Origin of the sequence: Stappia sp. WLB 29 (assembly GCF_023507705.1) — a bacterium.
Taxonomy (GTDB): domain Bacteria; phylum Pseudomonadota; class Alphaproteobacteria; order Rhizobiales; family Stappiaceae; genus Stappia.
In genome coordinates this window covers 240,448-259,581 of sequence record NZ_JALBGD010000002.1, presented here as the reverse complement: position 1 = coordinate 259,581, position 19,134 = coordinate 240,448, and the positions used below count along the sequence as shown (strand labels likewise).

At 67.7% G+C, this 19,134-nt stretch carries 14 protein-coding genes; 10 read left to right on the top strand and 4 right to left on the bottom strand.

What is annotated here, in order from left to right; all coding sequences use genetic code 11:
- Positions 1-54 precede the first annotated feature (54 nt).
- Complete coding sequence (locus MNI96_RS04570; RefSeq protein ID WP_249690759.1) at positions 55-1,047, bottom strand: MDR family oxidoreductase; 993 nt, start codon at positions 1,045-1,047, stop codon at positions 55-57.
- Between the two features lie 184 nt (positions 1,048-1,231).
- Between MNI96_RS04570 and MNI96_RS04565 the strand changes: the two genes are divergently transcribed.
- The 7 genes from MNI96_RS04565 (at position 1,232) to urtE (ending at position 12,027) form a co-directional block, all read left to right on the top strand.
- Entirely contained in the window at positions 1,232-4,636 is a 3,405-nt protein-coding gene (locus tag MNI96_RS04565) for a class I SAM-dependent DNA methyltransferase (RefSeq protein WP_249690758.1), read from the top strand.
- Positions 4,637-4,780: 144 nt separating this feature from the next.
- Positions 4,781-6,016 (top strand): CaiB/BaiF CoA transferase family protein, encoded by a 1,236-nt coding sequence (locus MNI96_RS04560; RefSeq protein ID WP_249690755.1) that lies wholly within the window; start codon positions 4,781-4,783, stop codon positions 6,014-6,016.
- Positions 6,017-6,261: 245 nt separating this feature from the next.
- Complete coding sequence (urtA, locus tag MNI96_RS04555) at positions 6,262-7,554, top strand: urea ABC transporter substrate-binding protein (protein WP_249691369.1); 1,293 nt, start codon at positions 6,262-6,264, stop codon at positions 7,552-7,554.
- Between the two features lie 169 nt (positions 7,555-7,723).
- Positions 7,724-9,334, top strand: a complete 1,611-nt coding sequence (gene urtB / locus MNI96_RS04550; RefSeq protein WP_249691367.1) for an urea ABC transporter permease subunit UrtB — start codon at positions 7,724-7,726, stop codon at positions 9,332-9,334.
- A 37-nt stretch (positions 9,335-9,371) separates the two neighbouring features.
- On the top strand, positions 9,372-10,556 hold the full coding sequence (gene urtC / locus MNI96_RS04545; RefSeq protein WP_249690753.1) for an urea ABC transporter permease subunit UrtC: 1,185 nt from the start codon (positions 9,372-9,374) through the stop codon (positions 10,554-10,556).
- A gap of 4 nt (positions 10,557-10,560) precedes the next feature.
- Positions 10,561-11,307: an urea ABC transporter ATP-binding protein UrtD gene (gene urtD, locus MNI96_RS04540; RefSeq protein WP_249690751.1), complete on the top strand. Its 747-nt coding sequence runs from the start codon at positions 10,561-10,563 to the stop codon at positions 11,305-11,307.
- A gap of 24 nt (positions 11,308-11,331) precedes the next feature.
- Complete coding sequence (gene urtE / locus MNI96_RS04535; RefSeq protein WP_249690749.1) at positions 11,332-12,027, top strand: urea ABC transporter ATP-binding subunit UrtE; 696 nt, start codon at positions 11,332-11,334, stop codon at positions 12,025-12,027.
- A gap of 12 nt (positions 12,028-12,039) precedes the next feature.
- On the opposite strand, the gene MNI96_RS04530 is transcribed toward urtE, so the two are convergent.
- Both MNI96_RS04530 and MNI96_RS04525 read right to left on the bottom strand, forming a co-directional pair.
- On the bottom strand, positions 12,040-12,804 hold the full coding sequence (locus tag MNI96_RS04530) for an SDR family oxidoreductase (RefSeq protein WP_502960306.1): 765 nt from the start codon (positions 12,802-12,804) through the stop codon (positions 12,040-12,042).
- 116 nt (positions 12,805-12,920) lie between these two features.
- A complete protein-coding gene (locus tag MNI96_RS04525) occupies positions 12,921-13,319 on the bottom strand; it encodes a DUF2177 family protein (RefSeq protein WP_249690746.1) in 399 nt (132 codons plus the stop codon).
- 235 nt (positions 13,320-13,554) lie between these two features.
- Between MNI96_RS04525 and bfr the strand changes: the two genes are divergently transcribed.
- From bfr to MNI96_RS04510, 3 genes are all read left to right on the top strand, one after another.
- Entirely contained in the window at positions 13,555-14,040 is a 486-nt protein-coding gene (bfr, locus tag MNI96_RS04520) for a bacterioferritin (RefSeq protein ID WP_249690744.1), read from the top strand.
- 166 nt (positions 14,041-14,206) lie between these two features.
- The gene (locus MNI96_RS04515) at positions 14,207-15,364 is read left to right on the top strand and encodes a lipase family protein (protein ID WP_249690743.1); all 1,158 of its coding nucleotides are present in this window, start codon (positions 14,207-14,209) and stop codon (positions 15,362-15,364) included.
- A gap of 100 nt (positions 15,365-15,464) precedes the next feature.
- Positions 15,465-16,346, top strand: coding sequence for a 2-keto-4-pentenoate hydratase (locus MNI96_RS04510; RefSeq protein WP_249690742.1), 882 nt, complete (start codon positions 15,465-15,467; stop codon positions 16,344-16,346).
- Between the two features lie 245 nt (positions 16,347-16,591).
- On the opposite strand, the gene MNI96_RS04505 is transcribed toward MNI96_RS04510, so the two are convergent.
- On the bottom strand, positions 16,592-19,042 hold the full coding sequence (locus tag MNI96_RS04505) for a Tex family protein (RefSeq protein ID WP_249690741.1): 2,451 nt from the start codon (positions 19,040-19,042) through the stop codon (positions 16,592-16,594).
- Positions 19,043-19,134: the final 92 nt, after the last annotated feature.

The following is a 19,134-nucleotide window of genomic DNA, read 5'->3' as shown; positions in this document are numbered from 1 at the left end:
GGGCCGCAGCGCCCCGTCCGTTTCTGCACCGGACCGTCTGGCGGGGGAGACGCCTCAGGCGTTGACGTCGACGACGACGCGCCCGCGCACATGGCCGGCAAGGATCGCCTTGCCGAGTTCCGGGAGGTCGGCAAGGCGCGCCGGCACCACCATCCCGTTCAGCTTGTCCATCGGCAGGTCCGCCGCGATCCGCGACCAGGCCCGCACCCGGTCCTCATAGGGACGCATGACGGAATCGATGCCGAGCAGGTTGACCGCCCGCAGCAGGAAGGGAACGACGGTCGCAGGCAAGGCAGCACCGCCGGCCAGCCCGACGGCGGCGACCGAGGAACCGTATTTCATCTGCCCCAGCACCCGCGCCAGCATCGCCCCGCCGACCGCATCGACGCAGCCCGCCCAGGTCTCGCTCTCCAGCGGCCGCTTGACCGTTTCCGCGATGTCCTCGCGCGCGACGATACGCGTGGCGCCCAGCCCCTTGAGATAGGCTTCCGTCTCCGGCCGGCCCGTCACCGCCGCGACCTCGTGGCCGAGTTTCGCAAGGATCGCGGTCGCGACCGAACCGACGCCGCCGGCAGCCCCCGTGACCAGCACCGGGCCGCCTCCCACCTTCAGCCCGTGATCCTCCAGCGCCATCACGGCGAGCATGGCGGTGAAGCCGGCCGTGCCGACCGCCATGGCGTCGCGGGTGGTGAGGCCCTGCGGCAAGGGCACCAGCCAGTCGGCCATCACCCGCGCCTTCTGCGCATAGCCGCCCCAGCGCACCTCGCCGACGCGCCAGCCGGTCAGCACCACCTTGTCGCCGGGCGCATAGCGCGGATCGGAGGAGGCCTCGACCGTGCCGGCAAAATCGATGCCCGGCACATGCGGCCAGGCGCGCACCAGCCCGCCGCCGGAGCCGAGGCACAGCCCGTCCTTGTAGTTCAGCGTCGAATACTCGACCGCAACGGTGACGTCGCCCTCCGGCAGACGGTCTTCCGTCACGGCCTCGACCCCGGCCGATACGGCCCCCGCCTCGTCCTTGTCGACGACCAGCGCGTTGAAGCTCATGGCTTTCCTCCCCTTGAACCTGTCCTGGACCTGTCCTGGGACCTGCCCTTCATCTCTCCGCCCATTGGTACCGGCCAACAGCAAGGATGAAAAGCGGCGCGGCGATGGGGCAAGCCTCTACCTGCCGGCTTGCGCGACGGGGCGGGCCGGGTAAAACGATAAGGACAGGGAGAGGCGAGCACGCATGCAATCCACGGTCGAGGCGTTCATCGCGAAATGGCAAGGCGTCGAAGGCGGCCAGGAACGGGCCAACTACGCCCTGTTCCTGACCGAGCTGTGCGACGTGCTGGGCGAACCGCACCCGGACGGCGCCAGCGCGACCCATTCGGGCAACGACTACGTGTTCGAGCGTGTGGTCCGCGAGGAGACGCGCGACGGCCGCGTCTCGGACAAGCGCATCGACCTGTACAAGCGCGACTGCTTCGTGCTGGAGGCCAAGCAAAGCCGCCAGGTGGGCGACAAGAAGCTCAGCGACGCGCCGCCGCTTCCCGGCCTCGACGGAGCCGCGAACGAGCCGCTGCGAGGGCGCAGGGTGAGCGCCAACCGCGCCTGGGACGTGCTTATGATGAACGCCCGCGCCCAGGCGGAGAACTATGTGCGCCTGCTGCCGGCCGCGCACGAGCCGCCGCCCTTCGTCATGGTCTGCGACGTCGGCCACTGCATCGAGATCTATGCGAATTTCCGCCGCGACGGAAAGGCCTACGACCAGTTCCCCGACCGCCGCTCCTTCCGAATCTACCTGGAGGACCTGCGCGAGGAGAGCGTGCGCGCCCGGCTGAAGACGATCTGGTCGGACCCGATGGCGCTCGACCCCTCGCGCCACGCCGCCCGCGTCACCCGCGAGATCGCCGAGCGCATCGCCAAGGTCAGCCAGGCGCTGGAAAAGGCCGGCCACCCGCCGGAAGACGTCGCCATGTTCCTCATGCGCGTGCTCTTCACCATGTTCGCCGAAGATGTCGGCCTGCTGCCGCCCGAGAGCTTCCGCGCCCTTTTGAACGAATGTCGGGAAAAGCCCGAGATCTTCCCCGGCATGATGGAAGACCTGTGGCGGGCGATGGATGAAGGCGGCTTCACCGCAACGATCCGCGAGAAGGTCAAGCAGTTCAACGGCGCCTTCTTCAAGGACCGCCGCGCGCTGAAGCTCGCCCGCGAGGAGATCGGCGAGCTGGCGGCAGCCGCCGCCTACGACTGGAAGGACGTGGAGCCGGCGATCTTCGGCACCTTCCTGGAACAGGCGCTCGATCCCGGCGAGCGGCGCAAGCTCGGCGCCCATTACACCCCGCGCGCCTATGTGGAGCGGCTGGTGGTGGCGACGGTGATCGACCCGCTGCAGGCCGACTGGGACAATGCGCTGGCCACCATCGAGCGGCAGAAGGCGGAAGGGCGCAACGACGCGGCGGTGAAGACGGCGCAGGCGTTCCACGACCGGCTGTGCGAGACGCTGGTGCTCGACCCGGCCTGCGGCACCGGCAACTTCCTCTATGTCTCGCTGGAGCTGATGAAGAAGCTGGAAGGCAAGGTGCTGGAAGTGATCGCCGACCTCGGCGGCCAGGTGTCGCTGGCGCTCGACCGGCACACGGTCGACCCGCACCAGTTCCTGGGGTTGGAGATCAACCCGCGCGCGGCGGCGATTGCCGAACTGGTGCTGTGGATCGGCCATCTGCAATGGCACTTCAAGAACCAGGGCGTCGCGCCGACCGAACCGATCCTCAAGCAGTTCCGCAACATCCGCCAGATGGATGCGGTGCTGACCTGGGACGGCTATCCGCTGCCGCAAGTGGTGGACGGCAAGGAGACCTATCCCAATCCGCGCCGGCCGGACTGGCCCAAGGCCGACTATATCGTCGGCAACCCGCCCTTCGTCGGCGGCAAAGACATCCGCGCGCGCATGGGCTCGCCTTATGCCGAAGCGCTGTGGAAGGCGCATGCCCACATGAACGAAAGCGCCGATTTCGTCATGTATTGGTGGGACCGGGCGGCGGAGATGCTGCTACGGCCGAAAAGCGGCCTCAAGCGCTTCGGCCTCGTCACCACCAATTCGATCAGCCAGGTGTTCCAGCGCCGGGTGATGGAGCGCCACCTGAGCGCCAAGAAGCCGCTGTCGCTGGTGATGGCGATCCCCGACCACCCCTGGACGCGGGTGACGCGCGACAGCGCCGCCGTGCGCATCGCCATGACGGTGGCGGAAGCCGGCACGCGGGACGGGCTGCTGCTGGAAACGGTCAGCGAGCGCGCCATCGACACGGACAGCCCGGTGATCCTGTTCGACGCGAAAAGCGGCAAGATCCATTCGGATCTGACGGTTGGTGTGGATGTGACGGGAGCGCTTAAGCTTCGGGCGAACGAAGGAGTTTGCTCGCCGGGCGTGAAATTGCATGGTTCGGGATTTATCGTAACGCCAAACGAAGCAAAACACCTCGGTCTAGGCACCCGCGTGGGCCTTGAGAAACACATCCGCAAATACCGTAATGGGAAGGACATGACCGCACGCGCTCGAGGGGTAATGGTTATCGATAACTATCCCATGAGCCAAGAAGAACTTCGCGCGAGTTATCCAGAAGTCTACCAACATGTCGCAATGAAAGTTAAGCCGGAGCGCGAGCATAATAACATGGAGTTTCGTCGCGTAAATTGGCATTGGTTTGGAGCAACACATGAAATGTATCGCTCGTTTTCGGCCACAATTCCTCGAGTTATAGTAACTCCGGAAACTACAAAACACCGAGTGTTCCAGTTCCTCGATGCCGAAATTCTGGCGGACAACATGCTTGTCGCCATCGGCCTCAGCGACGGATATCCGCTCGGTGTCCTGTCTTCCCGCTTTCACGGGATCTGGGCGCTGCGGGCAGGCGGCTGGCTGGGGATCGGCAACGATCCGCGCTACTCCAAATCGCGCTGCTTTGACCCCTTCCCCTTCCCGGACGCCTCCGAGACGCAGAAGCAGACGATCGGCGCAATCGCCGAGGAGCTGGACGCCCATCGCAAGCGGGTGCTGGCCGAGCATGCGCATCTGACCCTGACCGGCCTTTACAACGTGCTGGAGCGGCTGAAGGCTGGGGCGCGGCCGGACGAGCTGACCGACAAGGAGCGCGTGACTTACGACGACGGGCTGGTGCTGATCCTGAAGGAGCTGCACGAGCGGCTCGATGTCGCCGTCGCCGAGGCCTATGGCTGGCCGGCGGACCTGCCCGAGGAAGACGTGCTGGAACGCCTCGTCGCGCTCAACAAGGAGCGCGCCCGCGAGGAAGCGCGCGGCCATGTGCGCTGGCTGCGGCCCGACTACCAGATCCCGCGCTTCGGCACCGAGGCGGAGAAGGCCGAGATGGAGCTGGACCTCGGGCCGGCGCCGGCGGCAGCGGCGGCAAGCGGACCGAAGCCCGCCTTCCCCAAGTCGGATGCCGACCAGACGCTGGCAGTGGTCTGGGCGCTCATGGATGCCGACGGCCCGCTCAGCGCCGACGACATCGCCGCCCGGTTCCGCAAGAGCAAGACCCTGCGCCCCTCCATCGCCGCGGTGCTGGCCTCGCTCCACCGCATGGGCCGTGTCTCGCCGCAGGACGGGCGCTACGCGCTGCGCCTTGCCGCCTGACCGGTCCTGCCGCCCCGGAATGACGTTCTCACGCCAAGTCATTGGACGCATGGCGATGCCGGGGCTATGACCGGAGGAAGCTTGCTGCTCTTCGTGATGAAGGAAGGCAGGACAGACGTTCAGGAAAGAAGGCGTTTCCCGATCATGACCGCCCCGCTGTCGCATCTGCGCGTGCTCGATCTCTCCCGCGTCCTGGCCGGCCCCTGGTCGACGCAGGCGCTGGCCGACATGGGCGCCGACGTCATCAAGATCGAGCGGCCCGGCAGCGGCGACGACACACGCGGCTGGGGCCCGCCCTTCGTCGCGGACGGGGCGGCGGCCGGCGAGAGCGCCTATTTCATGGCCGCCAACCGGGGCAAGAAGTCCGTCGCCGTCGACATCGCCAGCGAGAGGGGGCGCGCGCTCATCGTCGAGCTGGCGAAGAAGTCCGACATCCTGGTCGAGAACTACAAGGTCGGCGGCCTGAAGAAATACGGCCTCGACTACGAGAGCCTGTCGAAGATCAATCCGGGCCTGATCTACTGCTCGATCACCGGCTTCGGCCAGACCGGGCCCTATGCCCAGCGCGCCGGCTACGATTTCATGATCCAGGGCATGGGCGGGCTGATGTCGGTGACCGGCGAGCGCGACGCGCTGCCGGGCGGCGGGCCGCAGAAGGCGGGCGTGGCGCTCGCCGACATCCTGACCGGGCTGAACGCCACCATCGCCATTCTCGGCGCCCTCGCCCACCGCGAGCGCACCGGCGAGGGCCAGCATCTCGACATCGCCCTGTTCGACGTGCAAGTCGCCTCGCTGGCCAACCAGGCGCTGAGCTACCTCGTCTCCGGTACCTCGCCCGTGCGCATGGGCAACGCCCACACCGCCATCGTGCCTTACGAGGTCTTCGCCAGCTCCGACGGCCACCTGATCCTCGCCGTCGGCAACGACGGCCAGTTCGTCCGCTTTTGCGAGGTCGCCGGCCGGCCGGAGCTGGCCGCCGATCCGCGCTTTGCCGTCAACCGCGACCGGGTCGCCCACCGGGAGATCCTGGCGCCGATGGTCGCGAAGATCATCAAGACGCGCACGACCCGCGAATGGATCGCCGACCTGGAGGCCGCCGCCGTGCCCTGCGGCCCGATCAACACCATCGCCGAAGTGTTCGAGGAACCGCAGGCCAAGGCCCGCGGGCTGATGAATCCGGCCCTGCCCCACGGCAGCGGCGGCGCCGTGCCGGGCGTCGCCAGCCCCTTGCGGTTTTCCAAGACGCCGGTCAACGACAAGGTCGCCCCGCCGATGCTGGGCGAACACACGCGCGAGGTGCTGGCCCGCGTTCTCGGCCTGGACGAGGCCGAGCTCGACGCGCTGGAGGCGGGCGGGGCCGTGCAGTCGCGCAGGGGCTGATGGGCGCCCAAGACTTGAACAAATTTTGAGCACATTTTCGCCGCGATGCACAATTGTGCAATTTCATTGTGCGCTGCGAAATCGGGCATCGCGCGGCGCGGCTGACGCTGCGTTCCCCGCAAGATGCGACGAATCCGGCACTTTTGCGCCGATAACGGCCGCGGCGCGAAACTGGCACGCATCTTGATCTTCCTTGTCGTGGCTCTTCCTCCCGGGGAGACGCGACAGAGGGGAAACAGATGACAATGTTCAGCAAGAAATTCTTCGCCGGAATGGCGCTTTCGGGCCTGATGGCCTCCACCGCCGTCACCGGCGCCTTCGCCCAGGAGGAGACCATCAAGGTCGGCATCCTCCACTCGCTGTCCGGCACCATGGCGATTTCCGAGACGACCCTCAAGGACGTCATGCTGATGCTCATCGAGGAGCAGAACAAGAAGGGCGGCCTGCTCGGCAAGAAGCTGGAGGCGGTCGTCGTCGACCCGGCCTCCGACTGGCCGCTGTTCGCCGAGAAGGCCCGCGAGCTGATCCAGGTGAACGGCGTGTCGGCCGTGTTCGGCTGCTGGACCTCGGTGTCGCGCAAGTCCGTGCTGCCGGTCTTCGAGGAGCTGAACTCGCTGCTGTTCTACCCCGTCCAGTACGAGGGCGAGGAAAGCCAACGCAACGTCTTCTACACGGGCGCCGCGCCGAACCAGCAGGCCATTCCCGCCGTCGACTACCTGATGAACGAGGAAGGCGTCGAGCGCTGGGTGCTGGCCGGCACCGACTATGTCTACCCGCGCACGACCAACAAGATCCTCGAGGCCTACCTCAAGGCGAAGGGAGTCGCCGAGGAAGACATCATGATCAACTACACGCCGTTCGGCCATTCCGACTGGCAGACGATCGTGTCCGACATCAAGGCCTTCGGCTCGGCCGGCAAGAAGACCGCCGTGGTCTCCACCATCAACGGCGATGCCAACGTTCCCTTCTACAAGGAACTGGGCAATGCCGGCATCAAGGCCGAGGACATCCCGGTCGTCGCCTTCTCGGTCGGCGAGGAGGAACTGGCCGGCCTCGACACCGGACCGCTGGTCGGGCACCTGGCCGCCTGGAACTATTTCCAGTCCGTCGACACGCCGGTCAACGGCGAGTTCATCAAGGCGTGGAAGGCCTATATCGGCGACGACAAGCGCGTCACCAACGATCCGATGGAGGCCCATTACATCGGCTTCAACATGTGGGTGAAGGCGGTCGAGAAGGCCGGCACCACCGATCCGGACGCGGTGATCGACGCCATCGTCGGCGTGTCCGTGCCGAACCTGACCGGCGGCTACTCGGCGATGATGCCGAACCACCACATCACCAAGCCGGTGCTGATCGGCGAGATCCAGGAAGACGGCCAGTTCGAGACCGTGTGGGAGACCTCCGGCCTCGTCGTCGGCGACGCCTGGTCCGATTACCTGGAAGGTTCCAAGGACCTGATCGCCGACTGGCGCAAGCCCTTGAACTGCGGAAACTTCAACACGGCCACGGGCAAGTGCGGCGGGTCGGGCAGCTAACGCTCGCCTTCCGCAACCAGAGGGGGAGGGAGGCGGGCGCAGATCCGCCTCCTCCTTATCCCTCCTCTCCTTCCCCCTTTCCGCACCCCAGCCCGGACGGTCCCCCGTGAACGCATCCGTGAACGCAAACGCCCCGAGCCCCGCCGGCGCACAGCGCCCCCTCCCGGCCCTGCTGCTGGCTCTGCTGCTGACCCTGCTGCCCTTGGCGCTGCTGTCCTCGGCAGCGGGCGCGCAGGACCATGCCACCCTGCGCCCGCTCGTCGATGCGCTCGGGAAAGGTTCGTTCAGCGACACGGAAAAGCAGGTCGCCGCGCTCGCCGCCACCGGAGACCCGGCCGTGGTGCCGGCGCTGGAAGCGCTGACCAACGGCGATCTCTATGTCCGCAAGGCCGACAAGGCCGTGGTCATCGGCAAGCGGGCGGGCGGAAGCCTTGCGCTCACCGATCCGCTGACCGGCGAGGCGCTGGGAAGCACGGCCTCCAGCGCGCTCGACAAGATCCGCGTCAACAACCGCCTGCGCCGGACGATCCGCGCAGCACTCGGCGGGCTGACCCTGCGCGCCGCGGATGCAAACACCCGCCGGCAGGCGGCCGAGGCGATCTTCAAGGCGCAGGACGCGGAGGGCATCGAGGCGCTGGACGCGGCGATTGCCGCCGAGACCGATCCGGGCGTTGCGAAGCTGATGCGCGAGGCGCGCGCCGCCGCCGTGCTCGCCTCCGACCTTTCCACCGAGGATAAGATCGCCGCCATCGACACGCTGGCCGAACGCGGCGACCGCGACGCCCTGTCGATGATCACGGCGGTGCAGAACAGCGATGCGGCCGAGTTGCAGGAGGCGGCAGGCGCCGCCCTTGCCCGGATCCAGAAGCTGCAGGCGGCCTGGGACACGGCCCGCAACGTCTGGTTCGGCCTGTCGCTCGGCTCGGTGCTGCTGCTCGCCGCCATCGGCCTTGCCATCACCTTCGGCGTCATGGGCGTCATCAACATGGCGCATGGCGAGATGGTGATGCTGGGCGCCTACACCACCTTCGTGGTGCAGAACCTGTTCCGCGCCCACGCGCCCGACCTCTTCGACTATTCGCTGCTGGTGGCCCTGCCGGCCGCCTTCCTCGTCGCCGGCCTCGTCGGCGTCGGCATCGAGCGCGGCATCATCCGCTTCCTGCACAACCGCCCGCTGGAGACGCTGCTCGCCACCTGGGGCGTCTCGCTGATCCTGCAGCAGGCGGTGCGCTCGATCTTCGGCCCCACCAACCAGGAGGTCGGCAATCCGGCCTTCATGTCGGGCGCCTTCGAGATCGGCCAGCTGACGATCACCTACAACCGGCTGTGGATTCTCGTCTTCGCGCTGACGGTCTTCGCCGCGCTCTTGATCGCCATGAAATTCACCCGCTTCGGGCTGAACGTGCGCGCCGTCACCCAGAACCGGCGCATGGCCGCCTCCATGGGCATCCGCACGCCGCTGGTCGACGCGCCGACCTTCGGCCTCGGCTCGGGGATCGCCGGCATCGCCGGCGTGGCCCTGTCGCAGATCGACAACGTCTCGCCCAATCTCGGCCAGTCCTACATCATCGACAGTTTCATGGTCGTGGTGTTCGGCGGCGTCGGCAACCTGTGGGGCACGCTGGTCGCGGCCATGAGCCTCGGCGTTGCCAACAAGTTCCTGGAGCCCTTCGCCGGCGCCGTGCTGGCCAAGATCCTGGTGCTCGTCTTCATCATCCTGTTCATCCAGAAGCGTCCGCGCGGCCTGTTCGCGCTGAAGGGCCGGGCGGTGGAGGCATGAGCCCCCGTCCCGCCCGCATCCCGCGGAGCCGCCCGTCATGATGGTCCGTTTCCTCGCCGGCGGGTTGACCGGCACCCGCCTTGTCATGCTGGCGCTGCTTCTCGCCGCCGCGGTGCTGGTGCCCGTGCTCAATCTTTCCCTGCCGCCGAGCCACCCGCTGCATGTGCCCACCTACGCCGTGACGCTGATGGGCAAGTACCTCACCTATGCGCTGCTGGCGCTGGCGCTCGACCTGGTGTGGGGCTATTGCGGCATCCTCTCGCTCGGCCACGCGGCCTTCTTCGCCCTCGGCGGCTATGCCATGGGCATGTACCTGATGCGGCAGATCGGCACGCGCGGCGTCTATGGCGATCCGCTGCTGCCGGACTTCATGGTGTTCCTCAACTGGAAGGAACTGCCCTGGTACTGGAGCGGCTTCGACGCCTTCCCCTTCGCGATTGTGATGGCGCTGGCCGTGCCCGGGCTGCTCGCCTTCGTCTTCGGCTGGTTCGCCTTCCGCTCGCGCGTCACCGGCGTCTATCTGTCGATCATCACCCAGGCGATGACCTATGCGCTGCTGCTCGCCTTCTTCCGCAACGACATGGGCTTCGGCGGCAACAACGGCCTGACCGATTTCAAGGACATCCTCGGCTATCCGGTGCAGGCCGACACCACCCGCGCCGGCCTTTTCGCCGCCTCGGCGCTGGCGCTGGCAGCAAGCCTGGTGCTCGCCATCGCCATCACCGGCTCCAAGCTCGGTAAGGTGCTGGTCGCGGTGCGCGACGCGGAAAGCCGCACCCGCTTCCTCGGCTACCGGGTGGAGCACTACAAGCTGTTCGTGTGGACCGTCTCGGCGATGATGGCGGGGCTTGCGGGCGCGCTCTACGTGCCGCAGGTCGGCATCATCAATCCGGGCGAATTCGCCCCGGCCAACTCCATCGAGGCGGTGATCTGGGTGGCGGTCGGCGGCCGCGGCACCCTCGTCGGCCCGATCATCGGCGCGGTGCTGGTCAACTTCGCCAAGAGCTGGTTCACCGCCGCCCTGCCCGAGGTCTGGCTGTTCGCGCTCGGCGCGCTGTTCGTCGCGGTGACGCTGTTCCTGCCCAAGGGGCTGCTCGGCCTCGCCGCATCGCTGCGCGCCCGCCTGCCGAAGCGCAAGGAGGCGGGCCTTGCCGGCAACGCCTCCCCCGGCGGGTCGGTGACGCCTGCTCAAGCTCTTGCCCGAAACCAGGCCGCGGAGTGACACGATGACCGCCACGGGCTCCCTGCTCTATCTCGACGGCGTCAGCGTCTCCTTCGACGGCTTCAAGGCGCTGAACAACCTGTCGTTCCTCATCGGCCGCAACGAGATGCGCGCGATCATCGGCCCGCACGGCGCCGGCAAGACGACGATGATGGACGTCATCACCGGCAAGACCCGGCCGGACACCGGCACGCTGCTGTTCGGCGAGAAGCTGGACCTCACCCGCCACGACGAGGCGGAGATCGCCGGCTTCGGCATCGGCCGCAAGTTCCAGAAGCCCACGGTCTTCGAAAGCCATACGGTGGAGGACAATATCGCGCTGGCCCTGAAGGCGCCGCGCGGGCCCTTCGCCACGCTGTTCCACCGCCGCGAGCGCGAGGAGAGCGCCCGCATCGACGCGCTGCTGGAGCTGGTGCGGCTCATCGGCCGCCGCGAGGACCTCGCCGGCGATCTCAGCCACGGCCAGAAGCAGTGGCTGGAGATCGGCATGCTGCTGGCGCAGGACCCGCAGCTGCTGCTGATCGACGAGCCCGCCGCCGGCATGACCGACGCGGAGACGGCGGCGACCGCCGACCTCCTGCGCGACATCGCCCAGAGCCATTCGGTCGTCGTCGTCGAGCACGACATGACGTTCGTGCGCGCGCTCGGCGTCAAGGTCACCGTGCTGCACGAAGGCTCGGTGCTGGCGGAAGGCTCGCTCGACCACGTCTCGTCCGACCAGAAGGTCATCGACGTCTATCTGGGCCGCTGAGCCTTTCGAAAGGGAAACGCCGCCATGCTGACCGTCGAGAACATCGACCTCCACTACGGCGCCGCGCAGGCGCTCAAAGACGTCAGCCTGAGCGCGGAGGTCGGCAAGGTCACCTGCGTGATGGGCCGCAACGGCGTCGGCAAGACCTCGACCCTGCGGGCCATCGCCGGCCAGCAGCCGATCTCGTCCGGCAGGGTGCGCTGGGAAGGCGAGGACATTTCGCGACTGACCCCTCATCAGCGCGCGCACCGGGGCATCGCCCTGGTGCCGCAAGGGCGCGACATCTTTCCGCTGCTCAGCGTGCGCGAGAACCTGGAGACGGGCTTTGCCGTGCTGCCGCGAAAGGACCGGCGGGTGCCCGACACGGTGTTCGAGCTGTTCCCCCTGCTGAAGTCGATGCTGTCGCGACGCGGCGGCGACCTGTCCGGCGGCCAGCAGCAGCAACTCGCCATCGGCCGGGCCATCGTCATGCGCCCGCGCCTGCTGATTCTGGACGAGCCGACGGAAGGCATCCAGCCCTCGATCATCAAGGATATCGGCAGGGCGATCTCGTTCCTGCGCGACACCGGCGAGATGGCCATCGTGCTGGTGGAACAGTATTTCGAATTCGCCCGGGATCTTGCCGACCGCTTCGCGGTGATGGATCGCGGCGAAGTGGTGCTCGCCGGCACGCGGGACGAGCTAGAGGAGAGCGCGGTGCGCGCCCACCTCACCGTCTGACGGGAGCTCCGCTCAGCCGCGGCCGATATAGGGCATGGTCGTCGCCATCACCGTCATGAACTGGACATTGGCATCGAGCGGCAGGCTCGCCATGTGCAGGACGGAACTCGCCACATGCTCGGCCGCCATCACCGGCTCGGCCCGCACGCTGCCGTCCGGCTGTGCGACGCCCTCCTGCATGCGCACCGTCATGTCGGTCGCCGCATTGCCGATGTCGATCTGGCCGCAGGCGATGTTGAACGGGCGCCCGTCCAGCGAGATGGAGCGGGTCAGGCCGGTGATCGCGTGCTTGGAAGCGGTGTAGGCGGCAGAGCCGGGACGCGGCACATGCGCGGAAATCGAACCGTTGTTGATGATCCGTCCGCCCTGCGGATCCTGCGCGCGCATCATGTTGAAGGCGCCGCGCGCGATCAGGAATGCGCCGTCGAGATTGACGGACATCAGCTTGCGCCACTCCTCGAAGGAAAGATCGCCGATCGGCTTGCCGAGCACGGTGGTGCCGGCATTGTTGAAGACCACGTCGAGCCGCCCGAACGTGTCGTGCAGGGCGCCGAACAGGTCGTCCACCGCCGCCGGCTCGCTGACATCGCAGGCAACGCAGAGGGCACTGGCCGGATCCACGCCGGACATGGCCACGGTCTCTTCCAGCCTGTCGCCCCGGCGCCCGGTCAGCACCGTGCGATAGCCCGCCTTCAGAAAGGCGATGGCGCAGGCGCGCCCCACACCCGCGCTGGCGCCCGTCACCAGCGCCACAGCTCCCGTTCCATCTCCTGTCATGGCCATGCCGTTCCTCCGCTGCAAGCCGTTCCGTCGTGGTGGCAACAATGGCCGGGTAGACACGGAAAAGGCAAGCCGCAAGGGCACTTGGCCAAAAAGATCGAGCCGGAAGGTCTCTAGACGAAATTTCGGGCGATGACGTAGCCGACGGTTGCGGAAAAGCCGGTGACGAAGGTGCCCCAGGCGACGTCGACCACCGTCACCGCCACCGGCCAGTCGCGCAAGGTGGCCAGGTTGGTGAAGTCGTAGGTCGCATAGGCGAAGAAGCCGAAGAGACAGCCGTAAAGCGCCGCGTCCTGCCAGTTGCCCGAGCGCAGTGCCGGGGCGACGGCGAAGATGACGATGCCGATCACGTAGACCAGATAGAAGACGCCGGCGACCGTGAAGTTCACCTGCTCGGCCATCAGTCCGGCCAGGCGCTCGCGGTAGAACGAGCCCGCCACATGCGCCAGCCAGACATAATCCAGCGCCAAGAAGATCAGCGCCGTGGCGCCATAGGCGATCGCATGCGACATGTCCGGGGCCTTCCTGTTTTCCACATGTCGTTAGACGCAGAATTGGCGCGAGCGGTTCACCTTGCAGCCACATTGCGCGGGCTCAATCGAAACATCCTTGCGCAAAGCAGCTGTTCCCCTCTTCACACGTGATTGGAATTATTCTAAACTACGCGCAACTGATCGCTTCGCGAAGCCGAGGCGACCGTGGTGGTGCGGCCAGAACGGCGCACGCAGAATACAAGGAGAGCATCGAATGAAAGGCAGCGCAAAGGTTATCGAACGGCTCAACGAGGCTCTCTTCCTCGAGCTCGGCGCGGTGAACCAGTACTGGCTGCACTACCGCATGCTTGACGACTGGGGCCTGACCAAGCTGGCCAAGAAGGAGCGTGCCGAGTCCATCGAGGAGATGCAGCACGCCGACAAGCTCATCGCGCGCATCCTGTTCCTGGAGGGTCATCCGAACCTGCAGAAGGTCGCGCCGCTGCGCATCGGCCAGGACGTCAAGGAAGTGCTGGAAGCGGATCTTGCCGGCGAGCACGAGGCCCGCGCCTCCTACTCCAAGTCGCGCGACATCTGCCACGACGAGGGCGACTACGTCTCCATGAAGCTCTTCGAGGAGCTGCTGGCGGACGAGGAAGGTCACATCGACTTCCTCGAGACCCAGCTCGAGCTGCTCGAGAAGATCGGCGTCGAGCGCTACTCGCTGCTCAATTCCGGCTCGGCCGACGAAGCCGAATAAGCTCCCTGCTTCGCACCACTGCACAGCCGCCGCGCCGTCCCGGCGCGGCGGTTTTTTTCATGCCCGCCCGGCCCGGCGTACAACAAGGCGAGCGCGGGCGCGATTTTGCAACCCCCGATTGGATATCCGGACTATCCTGTTGCCGTCGGCAGATCGGGAGGATGGCATGGCTTTCACCGCAGGGTTCGATTTCACAGAGGCGGAGGCCGCGCTCGCGCTCTCCCAGTCGATCTATGGCGTTCCCGCCATTCCGGTGCCGACGCCCGATCCGGTCGCGCTCGGCTGGTCCAAGGTCGACGGCCTCTCGCCGTCCGGACCGACCCTGCTCGACAATCTCTGGCAGATCTGGCGAAACGATGCCGCCCCGAACCGCTATGCCCTCGTGGTGCGCGGTACGGTCGACACGGACGCCAGCATCCTGGCCGACCTGCTGTTTCCGCTGGTCGATGCAAGGCTCGACCTGGAACTCGACATCGGCGGCACGACGCTCGACATTCCCTTTCATCTCGCCCGCGACGAGACCGGCAGCGCCGTCGTCGCCGGCACCCATCTCGGCTTCACGCTCGGCCTGCTGTTGATGCTGCTGACCACCGACCGGCCGCTGCTGGCGACCCTTGCCCGCCTGTCGCTGCTGCCGGACACGGAGCTGCTGGTCACCGGACACAGCCAGGGTGCCTCCATCGCGACGCTGGCCACCTCGTTCCTGCGCCACGCATCCGGGCCGTTCGCGCCCTTTCGCGATCTCTCTGCCAAGACCTATGTGCTGGCGCCGGCAAAGCCCGGCAACGACCATTATGCCGCCGACTATGCGGGCATCGCCGGCATGACCGGGTTCGGCTGGACGATCGCCAGCACGCAAGGATGGGTACCGCAGGTGCCCTTCACGCTGCAGGGACCGGGCGATCTCAACACGCCCAATCCCTTGCGCGGCTATGCCGGCGAGACGATGCCGGACAGCGATCCGCGGGTCGCGGCGATGGCGCTGACGGCCGCGACGGCGGCCGAGGCCGCACATGTCCAGGCCCTCGCGCATGCGCGAGCGAGCGTCGCCGCGCTGAAGGCGGGCCTGGCCTCCATCCGCCTTGCTCCCGACGCGCTGCCGGGCAGCGGCGGCGCGACGCCGGTTCCCGGAACGGCGCTCTCGCCGGTGCTCGACACGCTTCTGTCGCGGGTGCAGCTCTCGCTGAACTACGCCCCGGCAGGCGCCCTGGTGCCGCTCTTCGCCCGGCCCGGCGGCAATCCGCAGGACCCCAAGGACTATTTCTGGCAGCACCATCTTGGCAATTACTGGATCTACCTGCAGGAGCAATACGGCGGGAGCTGAGCCCAAAGGGCGACGCGCCGCGGCGGGTGCATCTTGCAAGGGCGTCGCGGCATCGGCACTCTCGAGGGGGCGGTACGCCCTTTCGGGAGGAGTTTCATAAATGCATTCCAATCGCTCGGCACTTGCCTTCGGTGCCTCGCTTCTCGTCTCGCTGCTTCTGGTACCGGGCGCGGCGCAGGCCGCCTGTCCGGACGATGCGACAATCGACGCCTTCCTGGCCGCGCGCGCCAGCGCCGCCCCGACGCCGCCGCCGGTCGCGGCCGGCGGATCGATGGCGGATGCCCTGTGCGCGCAAGGCAAGATCCTCGCAAGGCTGGAGAAGGATCTCGGCCCGCTCGTCGGCTACAAGGCCGGCCTCACCTCGCCCAAGTCGCAGGAGGCCTTCGGCGTTACCGAGCCGGTCTTCGGCACGCTGCTTGAGGGCATGATCGTCAGGGGCGATGCCACCGCCCGTCCGGCGGAGGCGGTGCGCGCGCTGTTCGAGGCGGACCTGGTTGTCGAGATCGCCGATGCTGCCGTCAACGAGGCGACGACGCCGGAAGAGGTCCTCGCCCATATCGCCGGGGTGCGCCCGTTCCTGGAACTGCCCGCCCTCGTCGTCGGCAAGGACGACAAGCTCGACGGCCCGGCGATCACCTCGATCAATGTCGGCGCCTGGAAAGGCGCGATGGGCGAGCTGATCGAGATCCCGCAAGGGGCCGAGGGTGTTGCCATGCTCGCCGATTTCACCGCGAAACTGACGAACGACGCCACCGGCGAGACCCTGTCCGAGGCGCCCGGCAAGGCCGTTCTCGGCCATCCGCTCAACGCGGTCACCTGGATCGCCGGCGTTCTGAAGGCGCAGGGCAAGGCCTTGAAGCCCGGCGACCTCGTCTCCGTCGGCTCCATCGGCCCGCTGCATCCGATGAAGCCGGGCCTAAGCGTCACGCTCACCTATGAGGGCCTGCCCGGCACGCCGAAGATCGGCGCCCGGTTCGAGTAAGGGCAACGCGCCGGCCCCACAGCCCGCTCCGCTGTCGTCCCGGTTCCGGCGAAGCCGGAGACCGGGAACCAGTAACCCCAGGTCGTGCGGTTGGCGCCTCGACGCGGCCAAGATGGGAGAGCTTCACCGGAGCGTCGCCACGTGCCCCGGCGGATACTGGATGCCTGCCTGACGCAGGCATGACAACCGAGGAGCGGAACGACTGCCCTCACGCCTCGGCGCCTTTTTGCACCGCCCTTCCCCGATCAACGCTTCTTCTTGTTGAAGGCGGCGGCAAGGGCTGCGGCCATGGCCCCGTCGCCGCCACCGCCCTGTGAGGGACGCGAACCGCCAGAACCACCGGAGCCGCCGCCAGGCCCGCCGCGACGCGGACCGCCGGGGCCGCCCTTCGGCCGATCGCCGCCGCCGCCACCAGGACCGCCGCGCGGCCGATCCGAGGCCGCCTCGCCGCCGTCCTTGCGCATGGTGAGGCCGATGCGCTTGCGCGCCATGTCGACGTCGACCACCTTGACGCGGACGATGTCGCCGGCCTTCACCACCTCCGCCGGATCGCGCACGAAACGGTCGGCGATCTGCGAGACATGCACCAAGCCGTCCTGGTGGACGCCGATATCGACGAAGGCGCCGAAATTGGTGACGTTGGTGACCGTGCCTTCCAGCACCATGCCGGGGCGCAGGTCGCTCATCGTCTCGACGCCGTCGGCAAGCTTTGCGGTCTTGAACTCCGGGCGCGGATCGCGGCCGGGCTTTTCCAGCTCGGCGAGGATGTCGCGCACGGTCGGCAGGCCGAACGTGTCGTCGGCAAAGCGCGCGGGATCGAGCCCCTTCAGCAGCGCCGCATTGCCCATCACCTCGGACAGCGGCCGGCCGCAGGCCTGCACGATGCGGCTCGCCACCGGATAGGCCTCCGGGTGCACCGACGAGGCATCGAGCGGATTGTCGCCGCCGGGAATGCGCAGGAAGCCGGCGCACTGTTCGAAGGCCTTGGGCCCGAGCCGAGCCACCTTGAGCAGCGCCTTGCGGTCGCGGAACGCGCCTTCCGCCTCGCGATGCGCCACGATGGACTCGGCAAGGCCGGGGGTGAGGCCGGACACGCGGGCGAGCAGCGCCACGGAGGCGGTGTTGAGGTCGACGCCGACCGCATTCACCGCGTCCTCGACCACCGCGTCCAGCGCCTTCGCGAGCTTCGTCTGGTTGACGTCGTGCTGGTACTGGCCGACGCCGATGGACTTCGGCTCGATCTTGACGAGCTCGGCCAGCGGATCCTGCAGGCGGCGGGCGATGGAGGCCGCCCCGCGCAGCGAGACATCCACGCCGGGCAGCTCGCGCGCAGCCAACTCGCTCGCCGAATAGATCGACGCGCCGGCCTCGTTGACGATCACCTTGATCGGGCGGTTCGCCGGCGGGATCTCGCCCAGCAGATCGGCGACCAGCCGGTCGGTCTCGCGGCTCGCCGTGCCGTTGCCGATGGCGATCAGCGAGATGCCGTGCCGGGCGATCAGCGCCTTCAGCGCCGCCATCGAGCCCACGATGTCGTTGCGCGGCTGGAACGGGTAGATCGTCGTCGTCTCGACCAGCTTGCCGGTGGCATCGACCACCGCCACCTTGACGCCGGTACGGATGCCCGGATCGAGGCCCAGCACCGTCTTGTGGCCGGCGGGAGCGGCCAGAAGCAGATCCTTGAGATTGCGGGCGAAGACGTGGATCGCCTCTTCCTCGGACTTCTCGCGCAGCGCGTTCATCAGGTCGAGTTCCAGATGCAGCGCCAGCTTGACCCGCCAGGCCCAGCGCGCCGTCTCCGCCAGCCAGCGGTCGGCCGGCCGGCCCCGGTCCTCGATGCCGGCGGCCTTCATCACCATCAGCTCGACCGGCTTGAAGGAGCCCTGCGCGTCCTCGTCGACAGCGAGTTCCAGCGCCAGCACGCCCTCGTTGCGGCCGCGCAGCAGCGCCAGCGCCCGGTGGCTCGGCACGTCGGCCCATTTCTCGCGATAGTCGAAATAGTCGGAAAACTTGGCACCGGCCTGTTCCTGGCCCTCGACCACCCGCGAGCGCAGCACCGCGCCCGAGGTCATGTGCGAGCGCAGCCGCCCGACCAGCGCCGCGTCTTCCGCAAAGCGCTCCATCAGGATCTGGCGCGCGCCGTCCAGCGCCGCCTTGGCGTCCTCGACGCCCTTTTCCGCATCGACGAAGCGCGCCGCCGTCCCCTGCGGGTCGTGCGAGGGATCGCCGATCAAGAGGTCGGCCAGCGGCTCCAGCCCCGCCTCGCGGGCGATCTGCGCCTTGGTCCGCCGCTTCTTCTTGAACGGCAGGTAGAGATCTTCCAGCTGCGCCTTGGTCTCGGCGGCGTGGATGCGCCCGGCCAGCGCGTCGTCCAGCTTCCCCTGCTCCTCGATGGAGCGCAGGATCGCGCCGCGCCGCTCCTCCATCTCGCGCAGGTAGGTCAGCCGCTCCTCGAGCCGGCGCAGCTGCGTGTCGTCGAGACCGCCGGTCGCCTCCTTGCGGTAGCGGGCGACGAAGGGAACCGTCGCCCCGCCGTCGAGCAGCTCCACCGTCGCGGAGACCTGCTCCGGCCGGCAGGCGAGCTCGGCCGCGATGGTGCGGGCGATGCGGGCGGAAATCTCCGGCGGCAGCGCCGTCTTCGCGGATGCGGGACGGGAGGCCGGAACGTCCGGCGCGAAGGAGGAAAGATCGGTCATTTCGGGGCCTGTCGACAAATCGGGCCGCCGGGCGGAAGGCCGGTCGGCGGGCCGCGAACCTTACGCGCGCTGCGCGCGCCGCGCCAGTGCGG